This is a genomic window from Flavobacterium sp. GNP010 (assembly GCF_056428945.1).
In genome coordinates this window covers 120,838-141,906 of record NZ_JBWJVK010000001.1, presented here as the reverse complement: position 1 = coordinate 141,906, position 21,069 = coordinate 120,838, and the positions used below count along the sequence as shown (strand labels likewise).

General features: G+C 34.4%; 14 protein-coding genes. 6 read left to right on the top strand and 8 right to left on the bottom strand.

Translation table 11 applies throughout. From position 1 onward, the window contains the following. Nucleotides 1-94: 94 nt before the first annotated feature. The 4 genes from AC061C_RS00615 to dapF form a co-directional block, all read right to left on the bottom strand. Nucleotides 95-1,009 carry a DUF2279 domain-containing protein gene (locus tag AC061C_RS00615; RefSeq protein ID WP_478289591.1) on the bottom strand — a complete coding sequence of 305 codons (915 nt, stop codon included), beginning with the start codon at nt 1,007-1,009 and terminating at the stop codon, nt 95-97. Between the two features lie 2 nt (nt 1,010-1,011). Beyond that, the gene (mltG, locus tag AC061C_RS00610) at nt 1,012-2,052 is read right to left on the bottom strand and encodes an endolytic transglycosylase MltG (protein ID WP_478289590.1); all 1,041 of its coding nucleotides are present in this window, start codon (nt 2,050-2,052) and stop codon (nt 1,012-1,014) included. 87 nt (nt 2,053-2,139) lie between these two features. Next, a complete protein-coding gene (locus tag AC061C_RS00605; RefSeq protein ID WP_478289589.1) occupies nt 2,140-2,673 on the bottom strand; it encodes a GNAT family N-acetyltransferase in 534 nt (177 codons plus the stop codon). A gap of 73 nt (nt 2,674-2,746) precedes the next feature. After that, complete coding sequence (gene dapF / locus AC061C_RS00600; protein WP_478289588.1) at nt 2,747-3,550, bottom strand: diaminopimelate epimerase; 804 nt, start codon at nt 3,548-3,550, stop codon at nt 2,747-2,749. A 137-nt stretch (nt 3,551-3,687) separates the two neighbouring features. On the opposite strand from dapF, the gene AC061C_RS00595 reads away from it, so the two are divergent. Next, nucleotides 3,688-5,088 carry a trypsin-like peptidase domain-containing protein gene (locus AC061C_RS00595; RefSeq protein WP_478289587.1) on the top strand — a complete coding sequence of 467 codons (1,401 nt, stop codon included), beginning with the start codon at nt 3,688-3,690 and terminating at the stop codon, nt 5,086-5,088. Nucleotides 5,089-5,249: 161 nt separating this feature from the next. After that, the gene (locus AC061C_RS00590; RefSeq protein ID WP_478289586.1) at nt 5,250-6,698 is read left to right on the top strand and encodes a glyceraldehyde-3-phosphate dehydrogenase; all 1,449 of its coding nucleotides are present in this window, start codon (nt 5,250-5,252) and stop codon (nt 6,696-6,698) included. A 325-nt stretch (nt 6,699-7,023) separates the two neighbouring features. Here the strand turns inward: AC061C_RS00590 and AC061C_RS00585 are convergent, their stop codons facing one another. The 3 genes from AC061C_RS00585 to AC061C_RS00575 all read right to left on the bottom strand — a co-directional run bounded on the left by AC061C_RS00585 (nt 7,024) and on the right by AC061C_RS00575 (nt 12,297). Continuing rightward, complete coding sequence (locus tag AC061C_RS00585) at nt 7,024-8,430, bottom strand: APC family permease (protein ID WP_478289585.1); 1,407 nt, start codon at nt 8,428-8,430, stop codon at nt 7,024-7,026. A gap of 449 nt (nt 8,431-8,879) precedes the next feature. Beyond that, nucleotides 8,880-10,064 (bottom strand): MvaI/BcnI family restriction endonuclease, encoded by a 1,185-nt coding sequence (locus AC061C_RS00580; RefSeq protein ID WP_478289584.1) that lies wholly within the window; start codon nt 10,062-10,064, stop codon nt 8,880-8,882. Between the two features lie 7 nt (nt 10,065-10,071). Further along, nucleotides 10,072-12,297, bottom strand: a complete 2,226-nt coding sequence (locus AC061C_RS00575) for a DNA cytosine methyltransferase (RefSeq protein ID WP_478289583.1) — start codon at nt 12,295-12,297, stop codon at nt 10,072-10,074. 653 nt (nt 12,298-12,950) lie between these two features. Between AC061C_RS00575 and AC061C_RS00570 the strand changes: the two genes are divergently transcribed. From AC061C_RS00570 to AC061C_RS00560, 3 genes are all read left to right on the top strand, one after another. Beyond that, nucleotides 12,951-16,811: a PAS domain S-box protein gene (locus AC061C_RS00570; RefSeq protein ID WP_478289582.1), complete on the top strand. Its 3,861-nt coding sequence runs from the start codon at nt 12,951-12,953 to the stop codon at nt 16,809-16,811. Between the two features lie 359 nt (nt 16,812-17,170). Then, nucleotides 17,171-17,356 (top strand): hypothetical protein, encoded by a 186-nt coding sequence (locus AC061C_RS00565; protein ID WP_478289581.1) that lies wholly within the window; start codon nt 17,171-17,173, stop codon nt 17,354-17,356. Nucleotides 17,357-18,153: 797 nt separating this feature from the next. Next, complete coding sequence (locus AC061C_RS00560; RefSeq protein ID WP_478289580.1) at nt 18,154-19,020, top strand: NAD(P)-dependent oxidoreductase; 867 nt, start codon at nt 18,154-18,156, stop codon at nt 19,018-19,020. Between the two features lie 117 nt (nt 19,021-19,137). On the opposite strand, the gene AC061C_RS00555 is transcribed toward AC061C_RS00560, so the two are convergent. Continuing rightward, on the bottom strand, nt 19,138-19,365 hold the full coding sequence (locus AC061C_RS00555) for a CDGSH iron-sulfur domain-containing protein (RefSeq protein ID WP_478289579.1): 228 nt from the start codon (nt 19,363-19,365) through the stop codon (nt 19,138-19,140). 380 nt (nt 19,366-19,745) lie between these two features. On the opposite strand from AC061C_RS00555, the gene AC061C_RS00550 reads away from it, so the two are divergent. Beyond that, on the top strand, nt 19,746-20,825 hold the full coding sequence (locus AC061C_RS00550) for a glycosyltransferase family 9 protein (protein WP_478289578.1): 1,080 nt from the start codon (nt 19,746-19,748) through the stop codon (nt 20,823-20,825). The last annotated feature ends 244 nt before the right edge of the window (nt 20,826-21,069 follow it).

The window sequence follows — 21,069 nt, the reverse complement described above, 5'->3', positions numbered from 1 at the left end:
TTGTTTTTCTTCAAAACGCTGTCCCGTTAAGAAATTTCTATGTGCAAATATACAACAAAAAAAATTATACTGATAATCAGGTAGTTAAACTTATCTAAAAATAGATGAAGTGGTATTTAATATCGTTAAAGTGCACAAATTCGATTGTAGGCGCAGGAATCTTCACAGTATTTAAAATAGAGAAAACGGTCTTTAAAAAATGTGAATTTGTTTTTATTTTTGTCAAATCAACATCAAAACTAAGGTACAATTGTCTGAATCTTTTGGAATTATATGCTGTATTTGGAAGTACATCTTCTTTATTCCCAGTTATCATTCCTTCAGCCCCATAACCTAGGGCTACATTGAGCCATTTTGGTATTTTTGAGCCTTTTGCAAACGAATTTAAATTGATGGAAAGCCAATACGTTTGTCCGTTATAATCTTTAAGAATTTGTTCTGAAAAGGAACTTCCTAAAACTGAAGGTCTAAAACTGGCATATTTTGTAGTATGAAATGAAAATTTGGGTGTAATGCGCTGTTCCTGCCAAATCAATTCTTGTGAAACATACAAAGCTGTTCCAGCAGCATTGGCGATTATGTCCCCAGAAGAAGCGCCCCATTCAGCGGAATAGCCGTCCATAACCTCAACAGCTGTTAAGAAAGCAAAGCCCAATCCCGCTCCATAAAGCACCTGATTTTTTTTAGAAGTGCCACTCCATTGCAGCATCTCAGCTCCGAATCGTCCCAAATGATAGGAGGAAAATAGATGACCGGCTTTGTCCATTTGGAGCCATTCAGAATTGTCATTTATAAAGTGAAAATCAGATTTGGGATAATTCGCATACCAAACCTCATTCAAGCCAATTAAAGTTCCCGTAGCCAAAATTGATTCGGTAATAACAACCGTATTTTGCCTTTTTAGATTCAAAGAATCAGAAGGTTTAAAAAAATGAGTTGCTTTACTTTGGCTAAAGCCAATTTGCAAAACGACTAGAAACAAAAATATATAGCCTAGAGTAGTTCTCAAAACTATCTTTTTACGCCTTGACTATTGATCCAATCTGAATATTTTTTTGCATTTACATTGTGTTCTGGCAATGTAGCAGCAAACTCATGGTATCCAAAACGCTCTACACTCGCGCAGAAATAAATAAAATCATTTTTCTCAGGATTTAGAACCGATTCTAACGCTGTAATATCGGGCATTGCAATAGGTCCTGGAGGCAAACCTATATTCATATACGTATTGTATGGATGCGGCATTATTAAATCCTTATAAAAAACTCTTTTGATGACTTGATTAAAATCATTCGATTTCTTTTTCATGGCAAATATCACCGTAGGATCTGCTTGCAAGGGCATTTCTAATCTCAATCGGTTCAAATACACTCCGGCAATTCTTGGTCTTTCGTCTTTTTTAACAGATTCTTTGTGAACAATTGAGGCTAAGATTGTTGCTTCAACTGGAGTTAGACCTTGTGCTTTTGCCTTTGCAATTCGCTCTTCATTCCAGAAGTTGCGGTATTCTTTGATCATTTTATCACGGAACTTTTCAGCGGTGATGTTCCAATAAATCTCATACGTATTCGGAATAAAAAGCGCCAAAACATTCTCTTCATTGAACCCGTTTTCTTTTAAAAAAATAGAATCTTTAAACGAATTCAACAATGATACACTATCGGCTTCAATTTGAGAGCCTACACGTCCTGCTAAATTTTCTACGCGCTCTTGATTATTAAACGCCAGTTTTACGGGTGAATTCAGTCGCAACGTTTTAACCAGAGCGTAACTATTCATTCCCTTTGTCAATAAAAAACGACCCGGAATCACATTATCAGTATAGCCTCTTTTGTTGGCGACCATTTCAAATCGATCCATGTTCTCTACATAAGGTGTCATAATTTTTTTTACATCCTCGTATTTTGCATCTGTAGGAACGTAAACGTATACCTCATCATCCGAAAATTTGGTGTTTGCAGAAAAAATTTGTCTCAAAAGTATCAAACCATAAATCATTAATACTGCTATTACAACAACGGAGACTATGCTAATTATTTTTTTAATATTCATAAGTGGTATTTTTTTACGAGGAAACATGTCCCTAATGTGCTTTCTATTTATTTGATTTTGAAACGATACCGATTCAAAGTTTCAATTTTAAAAATTAGTATTGATCAATTGAAAAATAGCTTCGTCTTTATATAGGCCGTTTACCAACGTCCAATCTTTCTTTACGCCTATTTTTTCAAATCCAAATTTACTAAAAAGTGCTGTACTTGCTGCATTTTCGGTACCAATATTTGCATACAATTGGTGCAAATTAAGATTGTGAAAAGCATATTCGATTAACAACTCCAAAGCTTCAGAACCAATATTAAGTCTTCGGTTGTCTTTATTTTGAATTACGATACCAACTCCTGCCCTGTTATTCTTTGGATCAAAATCAAATAAATCAATTAAACCTACGGCTGGAAAATCCTGATCCTGACAAATAGCCAATCGCAACTGTTTGGCTTCATAGATATCTTGCTGGGCATTTTCTAAATATTGTTTGACTAAAAACCGACTGTAGGGCGTATGCGTATTACTCACTTCCCAAATGTTTTGGTCGTTTTCGATAGCATACACAAACTCCAAATCATTGGGTTCTAATGCGCGAATGTAGATGTTGTCGCCTTTTAATGTTTTCATTTAATTATTTCACAAAGTTACACAAAGGCATCAGAGAGATACACTAAGTTTGATTTTAGTACGAGTTTCGAAATTAAATAATAATCGTTCCTTTAAATACAAATTCCGCTGGTCCTTTCAGGAAGACTTTGGAAAACTGCTCTCCCTTTTTTTCAAAAGAAACTACTAATTTCCCGCCTTCAACATTCAAATCTATCGAAGAAGATTGCGTTTTTCCTAAAACATTCATCGCGATTGCAACTGCTGTAGCGCCTGTACCACAAGAGAGCGTTTCATCTTCAACACCGCGTTCATAGGTGCGCAACGAAAAAGTATTTTCGTCAATTTGTTTTACAAAATTGATATTGCTTCCAGCTTTTCCGTATAAATCTCCGTATCGAATGGCCGCTCCGTTTTCCTTTATATTGTAATTTTCTAAATCATCAACCAGCTGCACATGATGTGGGGAGCCCGTATTTAAGAAAACGTGATTAGAACTGACTTTTACCTCATGAATATCAATCATTTGTAAAGCAACTAAACCATCTGTTCCAATTGTTGCGTGATGTAAACCATCTGTTGCTATGAAAGTAGTTTTATTCTTGATTAGTTGTAGCTTTTTGGCGAAAGCCACCAAACAACGTCCGCCGTTACCACACATCGAGCTTTGGTTTCCATCTGAGTTGTAATAAACCATTTTAAAATCAGTACTAGCTTCGAGATTTGAGGCAATCGTGTCATTTTCCAATAGAATAAGTCCATCACCACCAATCCCAAAACGCCTGTCACATAAATGTGCAATGAGTTGGGTATTTTGTTTTGGGAAAAAATCCGAACGATTGTCAATCATTACAAAATCATTTCCAGTTCCTTGATATTTATAAAATTCTAAGTGCATTTTAATTTGAATTGTGTCTCACAAAAGTACAACTATTAATGAAATGTTAATCATTGTTAAAGAGCGTTAAACTGTATTTTATCATGCTTTATTATTTTTATTTTTACGCACGAATATCTTAATAAACGAATTTAATTATGAAAAAAATTTCAACACTTTTTTTAGTTTCATTGTTGAGCGGAGTAGTAACACTAGGTTCATACAAGTTATTATTTGATACTAATGGTTATTTCTCTAAGGATAAAAGCGGATTAGTAACCTTGGCATCCAATTCCTTTGGAAAAAGAGTGGGTTTATCTACTGAGGTGCTCGACTTTACTGAGGCTGCAGAAAAAACAATTCATTCTGTTGTTCACGTAAAAAATGTCTCCCGAACCACGGTAAGCAATCCCATATTAGAATATTTTTATGGGTATAAAGGAGGTCAATCTCAGGAACAAGTGGGAACGGGTTCTGGTGTAATTATCTCAGAAGACGGCTATATCGTAACCAACAATCACGTTATTAAAGATGCATCAGAAATTGAAATTACACTGAATAATAAAAAATCGTACAAAGCAAAACTTATTGGAACCGATTCTAAAATGGATATTGCTTTATTAAAAATTGATGCCGATGAAAAACTACCCTACACCGCATTTGCCAACTCTGATTTGGTAAAAGTAGGCGAATGGGTTCTAGCTGTTGGTAATCCCTACAACTTGACTTCTACGGTTACAGCGGGAATCGTTTCGGCAAAAGCCAGAAATTTAGACACCAGCGGTATCCAGTCTTTTATACAAACTGATGCTGCAGTAAATCCCGGGAACAGTGGTGGTGCATTAGTTAATACGCGTGGTGAACTAATAGGAATCAATACGATGATTTCATCGATGACCGGTTCATACGTAGGTTATTCGTTTGCAGTTCCTTCGAACATTACCCGAAAAATAATCGAAGATTTAATGGAATTTGGGAATGTACAACGTGGAATTCTGGGTGTTGAAGGTGGTGAATTGAACAGTATGAATTCTAAAGAATACGGCCTTAGTTTAACCCAAGGATTTTACATCAACAAGGTTACTAAAAATTCCGGAGCGGAGAAAGCAGGCCTTACAAAAGGCGATGTGATTGTCAAATTAGATGAACAAAATATTGGCTCTTTTGCTGATCTTTCCGGGTACATAAATACCAAAAGACCAAATGACAAAGTGCAAGTAACTTTTATACGCGATGGAAAAACTAAAATAGCACCTGTATTTTTAAGCAAAAATGAATTTTTTAATGCCGAATTCAAAGGAATTGAATTAGAGAATATTGAAGCTGCTGATAAAAAGAAATTTAAAATTGAGTACGGTGTGCGCATTAAAGGCATCAGTAGTCAAAACTTGAAGCAATACGAAGACGAACTGATAGGTAATATTATCTTAAGCATTGACAATGTAAAAGCGACCGATGTAGAAACGGTTTCTAAACTTTTAAGTAAAAAAGAAGAAACCCAATCGATCCGAATAGAAATGATTAATAAAAATGGAGAAATTATGCGCGTTATTCTTTAAAAAATTCTCTATTTTCTTTTACGAAAGCCATATTGAAAAAACAAGATGGCTTTTTTATTTCGTAAATAATTCATAAAACACGCTACGAAATCGATTGAAATGGGTACTTTTGCGCAAATTTTAAAAAAAATACAACTCTTTATTTTCCTTAAATTTTCAAAATGGCAACTACAACTTTATACGAAAAAGAAGTTTCTTTACAAGCTGACAGGCGACGCGCAGGAGCAAAACTCATAAAAATCATCAGCGATTTATGGTATGATAAATCCATTGAAATGGTGTTATTCCGTAATCAATTGCTGGACAGAAATGTAAGTGACATCATCAACTTACACGAATATGCAGCTGAATTTGTGGGTAAACCAATTTCGGTATTTGATTCCGTTAAGATTGCAAAAGCCATTTTAGAATTGAACTTGCTTCCCGCTAAATTAGATATTGGAAAACTAACTTATGAATATGGTTTGGAAGAGGATAAATATCCAGATGCCAAATATTTTGTTATTGACAAACTAAAAAACGCAAAAGACTCCGAGGAAATTCAACCGAAAGATGTTGTATTGTATGGTTTTGGGCGTATTGGTCGTTTATTAGCCAGAGAATTAATGTCTAAAACAGGAAAAGGGAGTCAGTTACGCTTACGTGCCATTGTAACTCGTGACAAAAACGATGCGGTTTCTCTTGAAAAAAGAGCTTCCTTACTACGTTATGACTCTATTCATGGTGATTTTGAAGGTTCAGTAACTGCGGATCCTGAAAATAATGCCTTAATTATTAATGGAACAACGGTTCATATTATCACGGCAAACGCACCAGAAGAAATTGATTATACCCTCTTTGATATTCATAATGCCTTGGTAATTGACAACACGGGTGCATTTACGACACACGAAGCGTTGAGTCGTCATTTGGTTTCAAAAGGAGCTGATAAAGTACTGCTTACTGCTCCCGGAAAAGGAGTTCCAAATATTGTACATGGCGTAAACCACAACGAATATAATCCCGATGAAATCAATATTTTCTCGGCGGCATCTTGCACTACAAATGCTATAACGCCAATCTTGAAAGCTGTTGAAGATACCTTGGGCGTTGTCAAAGGACATTTAGAAACAATCCATGCGTATACCAACGACCAAAATTTGGTTGACAACATGCACAAAAAATACCGTCGCGGAAGAGCCGCAGCACTTAATATGGTAATTACCGAAACAGGTGCGGGAAGTGCTGTTGCAAAAGCGTTACCGTCATTAGAAGGAAAACTGACCTCAAATGCGATTCGGGTACCTGTACCAAATGGTTCATTAGTAGTTTTAAATCTAGAAGTTTCAAAAACAACTTCGGTTCAGGAAATCAATGCTATCATGAAAAAATACGCGTTGGAAGGCGAGTTAGTAGAGCAAATTAAGTATTCCTTAAATAACGAATTAGTATCCTCAGATATCGTTGGTACTTCGCAACCTGCCATTTATGATAGTAATGCAACTATTGTTTCTAAAGATGGAAAAAACATTGTCTTATACATTTGGTACGATAACGAATATGGGTACAGCCACCAAGTAATTCGATTGGCTAAGTATATTGCCAAAGTAAGACGTTTTACGTACTACTAGCATACTGTTTACAGGTTGTAGCTTGTAGTTGTATTTTTTTAGGTATTAGTTTTTAGTCAATTAATTTATTTAGATTCAAAACAACCACAAACCAACCTGAATTTAATAGAAAATCCGTCCCGTGATGATAACGAGACGGATTTTTTTGTTATTAATTTCTGATGTTCAAACTCATTGGAACGCAGTTGAAGCGGATTAAAAAGGTTTTAATTGATTTCTAAAAAAGTTTTATTTGAAAATTCGATTTATAATCCGAAAATTCATAATTCATAATTCATAATTCATAATTTATAATTCATAATTCATAATTCATAATTAAAAAAAACTACTCCTTAGCTTTCGTTAAATAATACACTGGAATCCCAATAAGCATAATCACCACACCCCAGCCGCTCGTACTTGTTTTAGTGTACAATAACGCAATACAAATCGCTGAAGCAATGATTATGTACAAAGCAGGTAAAAATGGATATCCAAATGCTTTATACGGTCTTTCCACATTTGGCATTTTTTTACGAAGGATAAAGATTCCTAAAATAGTCAAGATGTAAAATATCAAAACGATGATCACCACAAAATCCAATAAATCACCATATTTCCCTGTCAGACACAAAGCCGAAGCCCAGATACACTGCGCCCAGATAGACCAAGCCGGAACACTGGCTTTATTCAATTCAGCGGCTTTCTTAAAGAAAACACCGTCTTGCGCCATCGTATAATACACTCTGGCTCCTGCCATAATCAATCCGTTGTTGCAGGCAAAAGTCGAAATCATAATCATCACCGCAATAATTAATGTTCCCACAGAGCCAAAAATACTTTGCGAAGCCACTACAGCCACACGATCCGATTCGGCTGTAGCAATATCGTATAAAGGCACAACTGCCAAATACATGATATTAGCCAAAATATAAATCACACTCACAATTAAGGTTCCTAAGAACAAACTCAATCCCACGTTGCGTTTTGGATTTTTAATTTCGCCAGCAATGAAAGTTACCCCTTCCCATGCGACACTAGAAAACATCGAACCTACTAATGCAGCCGAAATTCCAGATATCAAAGCCGTTCCGCTAATAGGCAACCACGAACCCGTTTCTACATTTAGCGTTTGCGAAGTCCAGGCATTGGTCCAGTTCGCGTCCCAAACTTCCGCTTTGGCAGCCATAAAACCAAAAATAATCAACCCTGCCAACGATAGAATTTTGATAACCGTGAGCACCGTTTGTAAAATTTTCGAGTTTTTTACTCCACGACTGTTGATGTAACTCAGCAATATAATGGTGAAAATAGAAACAATCTGAGCCGCATTGAGTTTAAAATCCCCAATCTCATATAAAATATTCTTATCACTTAAAGGCGCATACAAATAGGCGGCAAATTTGGCAAAAGCCACACCCACAGCAGCAATAGTACCGGTTTGAATCACGGCAAAAAAACTCCAGCCGTATAAAAAGCCTATCAATTTCCCATACGCTTCCTTAATGTACACATATTGACCACCCGCTTTAGGAAACATCGCGCTCAACTCGCCATAACTCACGGCGGCAATCACCGTAATAGTGCCTGTAAGCACCCACATAGCAAGCAACCAGCCGGCCGATCCCAATTGCCGAACCATATCCGAACTTACAATAAATATCCCGGAACCTATCATAGAACCCACCACAAGCATGGTTCCGTCAAGTAATCCTAATTCTCTTTTAAAATCGTCTGGTTTTTGGTCTTCCATTTTTTTGGGGTTTTGGTTTTGGGGTTTTGGTTTTAGTTGGCTAAAGATATACTTTTTTTAGAAATTTCATAAAAAGGATGGGGAAAGTGACAAAAAAGTGAATGGTGGTGAGTGAGTGGTGCAGCGTGATATTGTTCCTTTGGGCGTGACCCTGCAGCAGCTTTGTCGTTCCTCCTCGCTGCTTTGGGTCGGGCGGTACGCTGTATCTTTATTTTCTTAAAGAAAGAAAATAAAGGATGCCGCTTCCCTCCCTCACGCAAACCACAATAAAAATGACGTTTATTCTTTTCAAGAAAAATTGTAAGAAAATTTTAATATATTTGAGAAAATATAAAAACGAAATAAAGTATTGGGAATCTACAAGATGTAGTTTAATTTTCAAAAGATTATTAAACTATTTAATAGTTATAAGCAACCGCAAAATATTAAAAACAGAAGTTTAAATTTCGCTATTTTATAGTTAAAGAATATGATTGACTTGGAGGAAATAGTAAATTCAAGGCATTTGGTTTTATTTTAAATATTGGTCCTTTCTCAACTACACTTCCTGTTGGCTTTCTTTTTATCAAGTGATCTAAAGTAATAATCCCTTGTTCTAACAAAATGTCAAATTGAGTAACAATAGGCTTTCTTGTATGCTCAACTTTTTTGAATTGAAAATGCTCTTTAGTGTCAATTATAATTGAATCCGCAGCAATCCAAAAAGTTTCATTATGTTTTTCAAGTAAACGATTATGCAAAGTTTCTAGATTCCATGCAATAAAATCTCCAATATTAGCTTTGTCTGAATTCTCTAGAAGCTGGTTTATTTTAGAATCCAATTTTAAAGTTAATCCTTGTGAATTTTTAACTAATGCAGATACAGTGCAATAAAGTTTAAAATCTTCTCCTCTTTTGTAACCAAAATTATTTAATATTTCTGCGGAACTTTTGAATTTACTTAAACTCCAATCTGGAACTTGTGCAAATAAATTCTTTCTATTACCTTTCTTATCCCGATAGGATTTTAATTCAATTCCTTTATAATCTGGCTTTTTTGAAGAATTAATATCAATTCCTAAAAGTGTTTCAAGTGTTCTTCCAATTGCAGTGTCCGCTTTAAGCATTGCGGGAACAGGTCCTTGTGACGCTATTTTGTTTAACAAAATTAATAATTCATCGGCAACCTCATTCGAAATATGATTAATTTCCTCAATCAACTCTTTTAAAGGATTATGAATATTTGAGTTTAACAATTTTTCTAAATCAATTTGTGTAATATTTAAAACATATAATATTCCATCAAACTCAATTATTGCAAGAATATCATTTGCTTTCGAATAATTACCCAAACCTTTGAACCAAATTCTTGGGTCACCTTTTTTCGTATTTGGACGATATAAAGATGCAACAGAATTTATAATTTTATCAAAATTAATTAATTTTGATGCAATTTGCACTTTGCTTTCTTGACCTTGATTTTGCACTCCAAAATCGTGAATATTTTTAGATTTTAAGAAATTTCTAACAGAACCAGTTGCATCCATTATAGATTTTACTAACCCTGTTTCAGTTGGCTCAATTAGACATAGTTCAACTGAATTTTCTGTTAAAATCTTTATTCTATCAATTTCAATAGATGTTAATTGTCTCATAAACGATTTATTTGATGTTCTTCAATATTTCTAGAGCTACCGCTCTAGCCATTAGTGGTGGAACTGCGTTCCCAACTAGTGTATATTGTGGAACTTCAAATTTACGTTTATTTCCTCCTGTTGAACGTTTTCCTTGAAAAACAAAAGAATCATCAAATGATTGAAGTCTTGCCATTTCTCGAACAGTCAATGCTCTTGGATTTGAATAATGAATGTAATCGTCAGCAATAGTCATAATTGTAGAACTTTGTCCTTCAGGTTTTAAAACCGTATAACTTCTTTTATCGGATTCTAAGCCAATTGCTTTAAGGCTGGCCTTTGCAGATTCGTAATTTCCTGATTTCAAAATAACATCCAGCCTTTTAACAACATCATTATTTTGTTTGCTGGTTTTATGATTTTGTAATGGTGCAACTAAATGGGATAAAGTGTTTTCGAGTTCCTCGAAACTTCTAACATAAAATGGATTCTTTGCATTTGCAAAACGCCCATTTAAACGCCCTATTTTAGACCATTCTGAATAACTTAATCCATCATTTTCATTTGGTTTGCCATCAATATTTCTTTTCTGAATTAATGATTTCATTTTTTCAGTAGAACCATTATATTGTGCTTTTAAATTAATTTTTTCATAATCAAATCTTTCATCATCATTTCCAACAAAATCTAAATCATAGATAGCTTCAAATACATTAACCTTTTCGTTCTGTTTTACTGTTGCAGGAACATCATTTATTATTTTTTGGTCTTTTCTACATCCAATAAACAAAACTCTTTCTCTATTTTGAGGAACACCATAATCTGATGCTAATGCTACAAAAGGTTGCTCAATGTTATACAATCTGATTTTAGATAATATAGTTTCAAATTCTTTAACTTTATTAGCTTTTGTAACGAATGAATTTAAACCTTTTACACATTCATCAAAAGAATAATCAAATATTTCAAGTGCTGTGATAATTTGTTTTACTTCATCAGAAAAATTTTCATTTGGTTTTAAATTGTTAAAAGAAGTATGTATTTTTTCAATGATTGTTTCTGGTTCAATTGAAGTTAAAAAAGAATCAAAATTATCTGCAAAAAAATCATTATCTACATTTGAAAATGCTTTTTCATTAATTACTTTTTTTCTAATATATTCAAGCTCTTTAACACGTTTTAAAAGATTAAAACCGTGGCGAATTGTGCTGATGTTTTTGTCAGTTTTACTTGTTTTATAATCAACAATTTTTGGTGTTAATATTCTAAATTTGTTTTCTAAACTATTAATATAACTATTCTTTAAATTATCTAATTCTTTATCAGTAGCTTTTTCAAATTGCAAACGTAAATTGTAACATTCTATAATAAAAGATTGTTCAATTTCTATTTTCTTTAGTTGTGCAACAAAAAATATAAGTTGATTGAATTCTTTCAAATCTACAATTGACCTAATTTCTTGCAAAATCATATCTTTAATTTTGCCTTGTTCTTTTGTCAAAATTCCTTTGACATTTTCCATAACAAAATATTTAGGACGCAACTGTCTAATCACTTTTAAGTAATGTGCAAATAAATCATCCTTCTTGTCAAATTTTTTTCTTTTACCAGCCAAACTAAAACTCTGGCAAGGCGGACCACCACAAACAATATCGATTTCTTTATTGCCAATTTTCTTTAAAAAATTATCCAAAAAATCTGGCTCAGTAATATCTTGACGAAGAAATTCTGCATCTAAACCAAGTTGATAATTATATCTTGCCAAATGTGTAAGCTCACAATTTTCATTTATATCGCTTGCTAATCTAAAATCGTAAAACTTATTTCCATATTCTGCTTGAAGAAATCCTTCACTAAAACCTCCTGCTCCAGCAAATAAATCAACAAAAGTTACTTTAGACTTTGTTTCATATTCTGTTGACGGTTCCGAAACAATGTTTATGTCTGTATTTTCTTTTCTACTATTAACCAATGAAGCTATCTTTTCTTTTATTTTTTTGTCTGTAAAATTTGTATGTGGTTCATTTTCAAAATATTTCTCAACTTCTTGTTTCAAAAATTTTAAAAATTTATTTACTGATTTGTGTAAATATTCAGAATCCAAAACTAATTGATTTGTGCTATCCCAATCCTTTTTCATTATTTTTTCGCCAGTAGCAACTTTAATTTGCAAGTCCTTTTGGCGCAAAACAAGATGAATTGGAAATCTTTTACTTTTATCAGCTTTATCTAAATAGAATTTTACGTTTATCATAATTACGGACATTTTTACGGATACGGACAAATTTACGGACAAATTTTAAAAACGCACAATAAAAAAGGATTTATTTTTTAGAAAAATATGAATTAAACAAGTAGATTTGAAATAAATAACAAGTGCAATTTATAATAGAAGTTTTACAAGATTGATAATTTTGCTGCTAATTAACATTTATATTTTACATCAAGTTTTCGTTAAGCCGAAAATTTAGCGGTCACGAACCTTACCTCATTTCAAAGCTACAAAACATTACAAAAAAACATATAACAAAATGAAATACGCGGAATTTAATATTGACTCGAATAAAATAGAATTCTGCCAACAGCTACAACGGATTTGGGCATTTGGCTTATTGGAAAGTTAGTTTTATATTTGGGTTTGCTTCGCCTGTTCGCTATCGCTCGGGTGGCAAATATGAAGAAAGGTTTTAATTTAGTACCAATCCCGCTGCAGTACCAGAACGTTGTGCTTCACTTTAGACAAAATTCAGATAAAAATGATATAAATTTACAAATAGTTACTTTTATACAGGATAAAAATCAAATCATCGACAAGCTCTTTAATTCATCAATCAGTGTTTTTATCTGATAATATCGAAACTTATGGATACAATAGATTATGTAGCTTTATTCGAGCAGTCTCAGGGATTGGTCCTAGTTATAGATACCAACTTTACCATAGTTGCGGCTTCTGACGATTTTATTAAGAAAACTAAAACCACGCGTGCGAGCATTACAGGGCGCGATATTTTTGTAGCATTTCCTCTTAACCCTGAGGATAAAACTAGCGATGGAGAAAGTAAGATTCGCGCTTCTTTTAATTGGGTCATCAAAAATAAAACCGCCGATACCTTGCCAATTGTAAGATACGATATTCCTAAACGGGCATCGGAAGGTGGCGGATTTGAATCAAAATATTGGAAAATCATAAACTCCCCTATTCTTGACGCAAACAATAACGTAAAATATATCATTCAGCGTTCCGAGGATGTTACTGAAAATGAATCACTAGTAGCGCGACTTGATGCAGAACAAAAAGCGTTGAAGCAGCTTGAAGACAGCGAAAAGCGCTACAACATGATGCTGATGAGATCGCCCTTTGGTTTTGCTATTTTCAAAGGTAAAAATATGGTGATTTCGCTTGCCAACGATTCCATAAAAGAAATGTGGGGAAAAGGAAATAACGTAGAAGGAAAGCCATTATTTGATGTGATAGCTGAACTAAAAGACTCCGCTTTTCCAGGGTTACTTGATACGGTGTACACCACCGGTATTCCGTTTTACGGCGATGAGTTGCTTGCCCCGATTTTGCGTAATGGTAAACTGGAAGACGCTTATTTCAATTTTGTTTATCAGCCTTATCTGGAAGCAGACGAAACTATTTCGGGGGTTACTATCATTGCCATTGAGGTAACGAACGAAGTGAATGCAAAACAAAAAATTAAAGATAGTCAGCAGCAACTTCAGAATATTTTTATGCAAGCCCCGTTTGCTTTAAATATTTATGAAGGAAAAGAATTGGTGATTTCACTTGCAAATAAACTTTTCTGCGAAATTATAGGAAAATCAGAAAGTGAAATACTTGGCAAAAAATTATTTGATGCGTTTCCCGAAACTGCTACCCAGGGATTGGATAAAATTTTAAGCGATATATTTTCTACTGGCATTCCTTTCAAGGGAAACGAATTCCCTGTTCACTTTTTGAAACATGGCAATGAATTCAAGGGATATTTTGATTTTATTTATCATCCAATATTTGACTACAATAAAAATGTTTCTGGAGTAATTAATGTTGCCATTGATGTAACTGACAAAGTGCTCGCAAGAAAAAAAATTGAAGAAAGCGATAAGCGGTATAACCTGATGCTAAAGCATTCGTCATTTACTTTTGCCGTACTAAAAGGCAAAGACCTTATCATTGACCTTGCAAACGACCGGATCAAAGAAGTTTGGGGAATAGGGAATGATATAGAAGGCAAATCGCTCCTTGAACTTATGCCCGATCTTAAAAACACAAGCTTCCCAGCTTTACTTGATGAAGTACGTGCCACCGGTATCCCTTTTCATGGTAATGAAGTACAAAGCCCTAAAAGTCTTCATGGGGACTTAAGGGAAGAGTATTTTTTCAATTTTGTTTTCCAACCTTATTTGGAAGCCGACGAAACTATTTCGGGTATTACTATTATTGGTAATGATGTAACCGAGCAGGTAATTGCAAAAAGGAAGATTGAAGAAAACGAACAGCGATTACGCCTAATGGCTGATTTAATGCCTGCAAAAATCAGCAATGCATCAGCAGATGGTAGTGTTACCTATTTTAATAAACACTGGTTAGATTTCAGCGGATATACTTTTGAAGAATTAAGAGATTTTGGATACCACCAAATTATGCATCCAGATGAAATGGAAGAATTTCAGCAGCGTTTTCAAAAAGCATCCGAAACTGGAAATGACTTAGTAATGGAAATGCGGTTAAAAAATAAACAAGGTGATTATGTATGGCATTTAAACATTGCATCGCCTATAAAAGATAAAAATGGAATACATAAAATGTGGATAGGTGTTACCACAGAAATACATGAACAAAAAACTGTAGCTGAAAAAATTAAAGCAAGTGAAGAACGGTTCAGACTTTTGGTAATGCAAGCACCAGTAGCTATTTGTGTGTTGCGAGGAGAAGATTTTATATTTGAAACCTTAAACCAAGAAATGGCTAATTTGTTGGATAGGAAGATTGAAGATTCATTGGACAAACCTCTCTTTGAGGTTATTACTGAGGTGAAGGGCCAAGTATATAAAGGACTTTTAGATACTGTTTATAGAACAGGCAATCGGTTTGTATCCCAAGAACTTCCACTCGCCATCAATCGGAACGGTAGATTGGAAGATGTATTTGTAAAATTTGTATATGAGCCATTGCGTGAAGTCGATGGAACTATCTCTGGCGTAATGGTGTTAGCAGACGAAATAACAGATCAGGTAAATGCTAGAAAAGCTATTGAAGTAAGCGAGAAAAAGTTTCGTGTTTTAACCAACAATATGCCTCAAAAAATTACCAATGCCGATGCCGAGGGCAATATTATATTCTTTAATCAACAATGGCTTGAAGATACAGGCCTCACATTTGACGAATTAGTGGCCGGCGGTTGGGTAAAAACGATACACCCCGATGATTTACAACCCATGGTAAATAGTTGGAAACACTCTGTCGCCACAGGGGATATTTTTGACGTAGAGTGTCGCATCAAAAACAAAGAAGGTGCGTATAGATGGCACCTATGCAGGTCTGTTCCTGTAAAAGATGAAACAGGCAAAATAATTACGTGGGTGGGAAGCAAAACCGATATTCATGAGTTGAAAGAAGCAAAGAGTAAAGCAGAAGAAGCAATGCAGGCAAAACAACAATTTTTGAGTAACATGAGCCACGAAATACGAACCCCGATGAACTCCATTATAGGGTTTACCAATGTGCTCTTGAAATCGAAATTAGACAAAACGCAGGAAGAATATTTAACGGCAATAAAGGTATCGGGCGATGCCCTACTGGTTTTAATTAACGACATTCTCGACCTTGCCAAAGTAGATGCTGGCAGAATGACCTTTGAACAAATACCTTTCAATTTAGCTACTTCTCTTTCGGCAATGCTTCTCTTGTTCGATATTAAAATAAAAGAGAAAAATTTAGAACTGGCAGAACAACTTGACACAGCAATACCCGAAATTATATTAGGTGACCCTACTCGTTTGCGGCAGATAATTTTAAATCTGGTGAGCAACGCTGTAAAATTTACTGAAGTAGGCAAAATAACTATGGGTGTTGCTCTACTTAAACAGGATGCGGAGGAAGTAACCCTCGAATTTACAGTAACCGATACTGGCATAGGCATTCATAAAAATAAGTTGGAACATATTTTTGACGATTTTGGACAGGCTGCTTACGAAAACTCGCGTCTGTATGGTGGCACAGGTCTGGGACTACCCATCGTTAGAAAATTAATAGAACAACAGGGTGGCACGATACGCGTGGAAAGTGAATTGGGGAAAGGATCTGCCTTTAGTTTTGAATTAAGCTTTGCAAAAACGGACCAAAAAATAAAACACGAAACGGAACGGGTCTCGAACAAGGAAGCCGAGATAATAAACTTAAAAGTATTGGTTGCCGAAGACATGCCACTCAACCAGCTTTTAATAAAAATAATACTCGCTGACTTTGGTTTTGAGATCGAAATTGCCGAAAACGGAAAAATTGCGATTGAAAAACTACAACAAAAGAAGTACGACCTTGTATTGATGGATTTGCAAATGCCCGAAATGAATGGCTTTGAAGCCACGGCCTTCGTGCGCAACACGATGAACTCCAATATTCCCATTATTGCGCTAACTGCAGATGTTACTACAATAGATGCAGACAAAGCCCGCGCTGTGGGAATGAACGATTATATCTCTAAACCCATTGATGAACAACTACTATACAGTAAAATAATTGACGTTCTCCAAAAAACCGAATGAGCAAATTTAACTTTTTAAGGAAGAACAAATATTCTCCAACATCCTAAACATTTGGAATTGTATTAAAACTTATTTCGGACTACAATTTAACAGAAGAATTACTGAGCGAAAATGACAACTAGAAAAAAAGCTAATACATAAGAGCCTTGAGCTAGCTGAAATGCAGTGGAATTATCGTTTCGCATCAAGTTTTTAGTTAATTAGAAAATTAAGCGGTTACGAACTTCCAGCCATTTTAAAGTGGCATAACTTTGTGCATCAATCTGCAAGACCGAGGAGAATACAATAACTACTTGTAACAATTAATAAAATTTGATACTAATTATTGCCCTCTAAATAGTAATTCTTAAAAGAAGAAAATGAAAAAAATAATAAATAGAAAATCAGTAATTCTAATGTCAAGTGGAATGTTCATAATCGCAGTTTCGCAAATCTTTTCTCATTTTGTCGAATTACCTGATTTAACAAAAGGTTTATTTTTTGGAATTGGAATTGGAATGTTATTATTGGCAATAATTTTTGGCAAATATAGAACTGCTCAATAAAATTACGTTTAAATCCAAAGTCAAAATATGGAAATAATATTTTGAGAGCGAAAGAAGATGGATCGAACCAAAAAGCACAAACGAACAACAGCGGTTTGCCTCAATGACTTAATTATGTTAGTCTTTAGAAAACACAGTGATAACTGAAAGTTTGGTCTATATTTATGATTGTTCGGTGAGAGGACGCCACTGAGACAAGCCACAGAACGTCAGGCTGTGAAAAAACTATTTAAAAAAAAATTAAAAATATGCAAAAAGAAGAACACTCGAACAAAACGGACAAACAGTTAAAATCTACCTCTAGTTTGTACTATGGACTTTTGATTTTAACTGTTGTGTTACCAATTATTCTTACAATATCTGGTTACTTTTTGACTGGAAAGACCTATTTTAATACTATTATTCACTTTGTTGTCATAATGATATTTCTTTTGCTCTCAAAGAAAAGATTTAATAATTATAACGACTAAACGATATAAAATACAAGTTAAAACCTCAGTGATTGTACACTGCTGAAAAGATAAAGAAGTTAAGTCCCTTATTTTAAAATTACCCACTGGCGCTCGTTTTCCACGAGTGCCAATTTTAATTTAGAGCATAATCGTAGCGTTTGAAACGCGATTACAACTTTATTAAGCATTCATAACCTACAAATAGGAGTAAATTAAAAAACTAAATACGATTACTTCGTTCCTCGCAATGACTTCGATACCGACAAAGCTGATATACAACAATTGGTAGCGCATTTTTGAAAACTGTACCCATAATGAACAAATAATATAAACAACACAAAAATCATGAATACATTAAAATTAGGATGGACAGGTCTTGGCAATATGGGAAATCCAATGGTTATGAACCTACTCCAAGCAGGTTTTGAAGTATCGGTTTTCAATCGTACTAAAGATAAAGAAGCACCTTTACTGGCTGCAGGAGCAAAATCAGCAAGCAGTTTACAAGAACTGATGGAAACCTGTGATGTTGTTTTGACCATGTTATCTAATGACGCAGCTGTCAAAGAAGTTTTTGAGGGACCAAAAGGTTTATTGTCTGTAGCATCTGCTGGAAAAACCATTATCAATATGAGTACGGTTGCACCGGAAACCTCGCGTTATTTAAACACCATTTGCAACCAACACAAAGTACATTTTATAGACGCTCCCGTTTCTGGAAGTGTAAAACCGGCACAAGACGGAACTTTGGTCATTCTTGTTGGTGCTTCAAATGAAGATTTTGAAGTAGCAAAACCCATATTTGACGTTTTGGGTAAAATTGCCATTCACGTTGGCGAACCTGGTGTGGCAAGTTCAGCTAAATTAGCCATCAATTACTTACTGGGATTAAATCTTCAAGGAGTAGCTGAGACGGTTTTATTTGCCGAGAAAAACGGCGTAAGCAAGGAAGACATGCTCAACATCATCAATCAAGGCGCCTGTGGTAACGGCATTACGAATATCAAAACACCTTCTATCCTTAACGATTCTTTCCCTGCCGCATTTGCTTTGAAACATTTAGTGAAAGATTTAAGACTAGCCAAAAAAGCCGGTCTCGATTCCCCGCTGATTCATCCATTGTATGACAGTTATGCTGCAGCGGAACAAGAAGGATTGGGCGATCAAGATGTGATGGCAATTATTAGTAGTTTGAAGGATAAATCATTTTAGAATATTAGTAAATTCAGTGAATAAAACAGTGTATTTAATTGGTTTAAAAAATAAACAAGAAAAGCTAAATCCGCAAAGATTTAGCTTTTTCGTATATAATCGAATTAAAAAACGATACTACTTCGTTTTTACGGGTGGCAAGTCAAATGCTGCAGGTTCATGCTCAAAGCCATTGCGGTGTGCTCCATCGCAAAAAGGTTTGTTGGCAGATAAACCACAACGGCAAAGACCCAAAGCAGTTCTTCCTTCTAAACCGTAGGTTTGACCATTGCAATCGGTAATTTCAAAATCGCCTTCAATTTTTATCGAACCATTCTTATTAATTGTTAATTTAGTCATGCTCATGATACTATTGTTTTAGATGTCAAAGGTTATAAATATTTTAGAATCCTAGCGCATAACGCTCCTTTTTTATGATACAAAAGTCTAATTTACATCAATTCTATTTTGTAAGCGCTGTTTTAAACCTCGCTTTTTCTAGTTCATTTTTGAGTAATCCTTTTGTTTTCAAACTGTTGTAAATTACTCCGAAATAAGCAGCCGATATCTATCACAATAGTATAGGGCAAAACCCCATAAATATTTATTAGTTTCTAAATTGTATCTTTGTTCCTTTAAAATTTTTATGAAGTAGTAGAACTGCTGACAGTTGCTGCCAAAAGAATATAAACCGATTTAAATTTTAGATCAACACCCATTTCAGTACCATATAGTATCATAAAAGCATGAGCATCTTAAAAACAGTAAATGTATACCGCAGAATTTTAACCAAAAGTCTGACTAAGAATATTGGTAATTCGCATCGCAATCAAACCATAGATTTAAGCCAAAAAATTGAAATCAAAAGAGTTTTAATTTCTAGACCCAATCATCGATTGGGAAACCTCTTATTGATTACCCCGCTCGTACAAGATGTAAGTGCTACTTTTCCAGATTGCAAAATTGATTTGTTTGTAAAAGGTGGCTTAACGCCCATTATTTTTGAAAACTACAAGAACATAGATACCATCATTGAACTTCCTAAAAAACCTTTTAAAAATTTAATTGCTTATTTTAAGGTTTGGGTGCAACTAAAAAGTGCCAAATATGATATTGTAATCAATGTAAATAAAAACTCATCATCTGGAAGATTATCTGCCCAATTCGCTAATGCCAAGTATAAATTCTTTGGAGCAGAAAATAGTACTTTACAATCGAAACATAGCGATTATGGTCACATTGCAAAGTATCCGGTTTATGAATTTAGACGCTTTTTGACCGAACTGGGTTTTCCTGAAAATACAAATTCGGTTCCATCATTAGACTTAAAATTGAGTGCTAATGAATTAGGAGTCGGTAAAAAAACGGTAGACGAAATTGTTCCTGCAGCCAAAAAAACAATATCCATTTTTACCTATGCAACAGACGACAAATGCTATTCAACTGATTGGTGGAATGATTTTTACACTGCATTACTACAAGAATTTACCGATTACAACATCATCGAAATTTTACCCGTCGAAAATGTTTCGCAAATAGCATTTAAATCCCCTACGTTTTATAGCAAAGACATCCGTGAAATTGGTGCCGTAATCGCAAACACTGAAATTTTCATTGGCGCTGATAGTGGGATTATGCATTTGGCTAGTGCTTCCTTGACACCTACAGTAGGTTTATTTTCAAGACCCAATCAAGTTACTTATGCGCCTTATAATAATGATAGTACCGCTATAAATACGAATAGCAGTTCAACCGAAACATCCATCAAAATAATAAGAGATATTCTTGTAAAACAGTTATTACAACAGAAATTAAAACAACTCTAAAGTTTACTTACTTTGAATTACTACTTACTCCACCAAAAAATCCAATTTCAATTCATTTAAAGTGCAGTAAAAAAATTATAATTTTTATTAGACCATATTTAACTAGCCGTTTTCGAAAAATCTGATCGTTCCTTTTGACTGGTTTATCCAACGTATTTCAAATTAAAAACAATTTTTACTTTTCGATCTTTCTAAAGAGTGGTTCTTGTAAATTTTCACCACAATACGCTTTAAAACACCTAAT

Bases quoted from the DNA above. Each gene is read 5' to 3' on its own strand.
- AC061C_RS00585 (WP_478289585.1), bottom strand. From the start codon at position 8,430: ATGGAAGACCAAAAACCAGACGATTTTAAAAGAGAATTAGGATTACTT.
- AC061C_RS00555 (WP_478289579.1), bottom strand. From the start codon at position 19,365: ATGAGCATGACTAAATTAACAATTAATAAGAATGGTTCGATAAAAATT.
- AC061C_RS00565 (WP_478289581.1), top strand. From the start codon at position 17,171: ATGAAAAAAATAATAAATAGAAAATCAGTAATTCTAATGTCAAGTGGA.
- AC061C_RS00550 (WP_478289578.1), top strand. From the start codon at position 19,746: ATGAGCATCTTAAAAACAGTAAATGTATACCGCAGAATTTTAACCAAA.
- AC061C_RS00605 (WP_478289589.1), bottom strand. From the start codon at position 2,673: ATGAAAACATTAAAAGGCGACAACATCTACATTCGCGCATTAGAACCC.
- AC061C_RS00575 (WP_478289583.1), bottom strand. From the start codon at position 12,297: ATGATAAACGTAAAATTCTATTTAGATAAAGCTGATAAAAGTAAAAGA.
- AC061C_RS00595 (WP_478289587.1), top strand. From the start codon at position 3,688: ATGAAAAAAATTTCAACACTTTTTTTAGTTTCATTGTTGAGCGGAGTA.
- AC061C_RS00560 (WP_478289580.1), top strand. From the start codon at position 18,154: ATGAATACATTAAAATTAGGATGGACAGGTCTTGGCAATATGGGAAAT.
- AC061C_RS00580 (WP_478289584.1), bottom strand. From the start codon at position 10,064: ATGAGACAATTAACATCTATTGAAATTGATAGAATAAAGATTTTAACA.
- AC061C_RS00590 (WP_478289586.1), top strand. From the start codon at position 5,250: ATGGCAACTACAACTTTATACGAAAAAGAAGTTTCTTTACAAGCTGAC.
- dapF (WP_478289588.1), bottom strand. From the start codon at position 3,550: ATGCACTTAGAATTTTATAAATATCAAGGAACTGGAAATGATTTTGTA.
- mltG (WP_478289590.1), bottom strand. From the start codon at position 2,052: ATGAATATTAAAAAAATAATTAGCATAGTCTCCGTTGTTGTAATAGCA.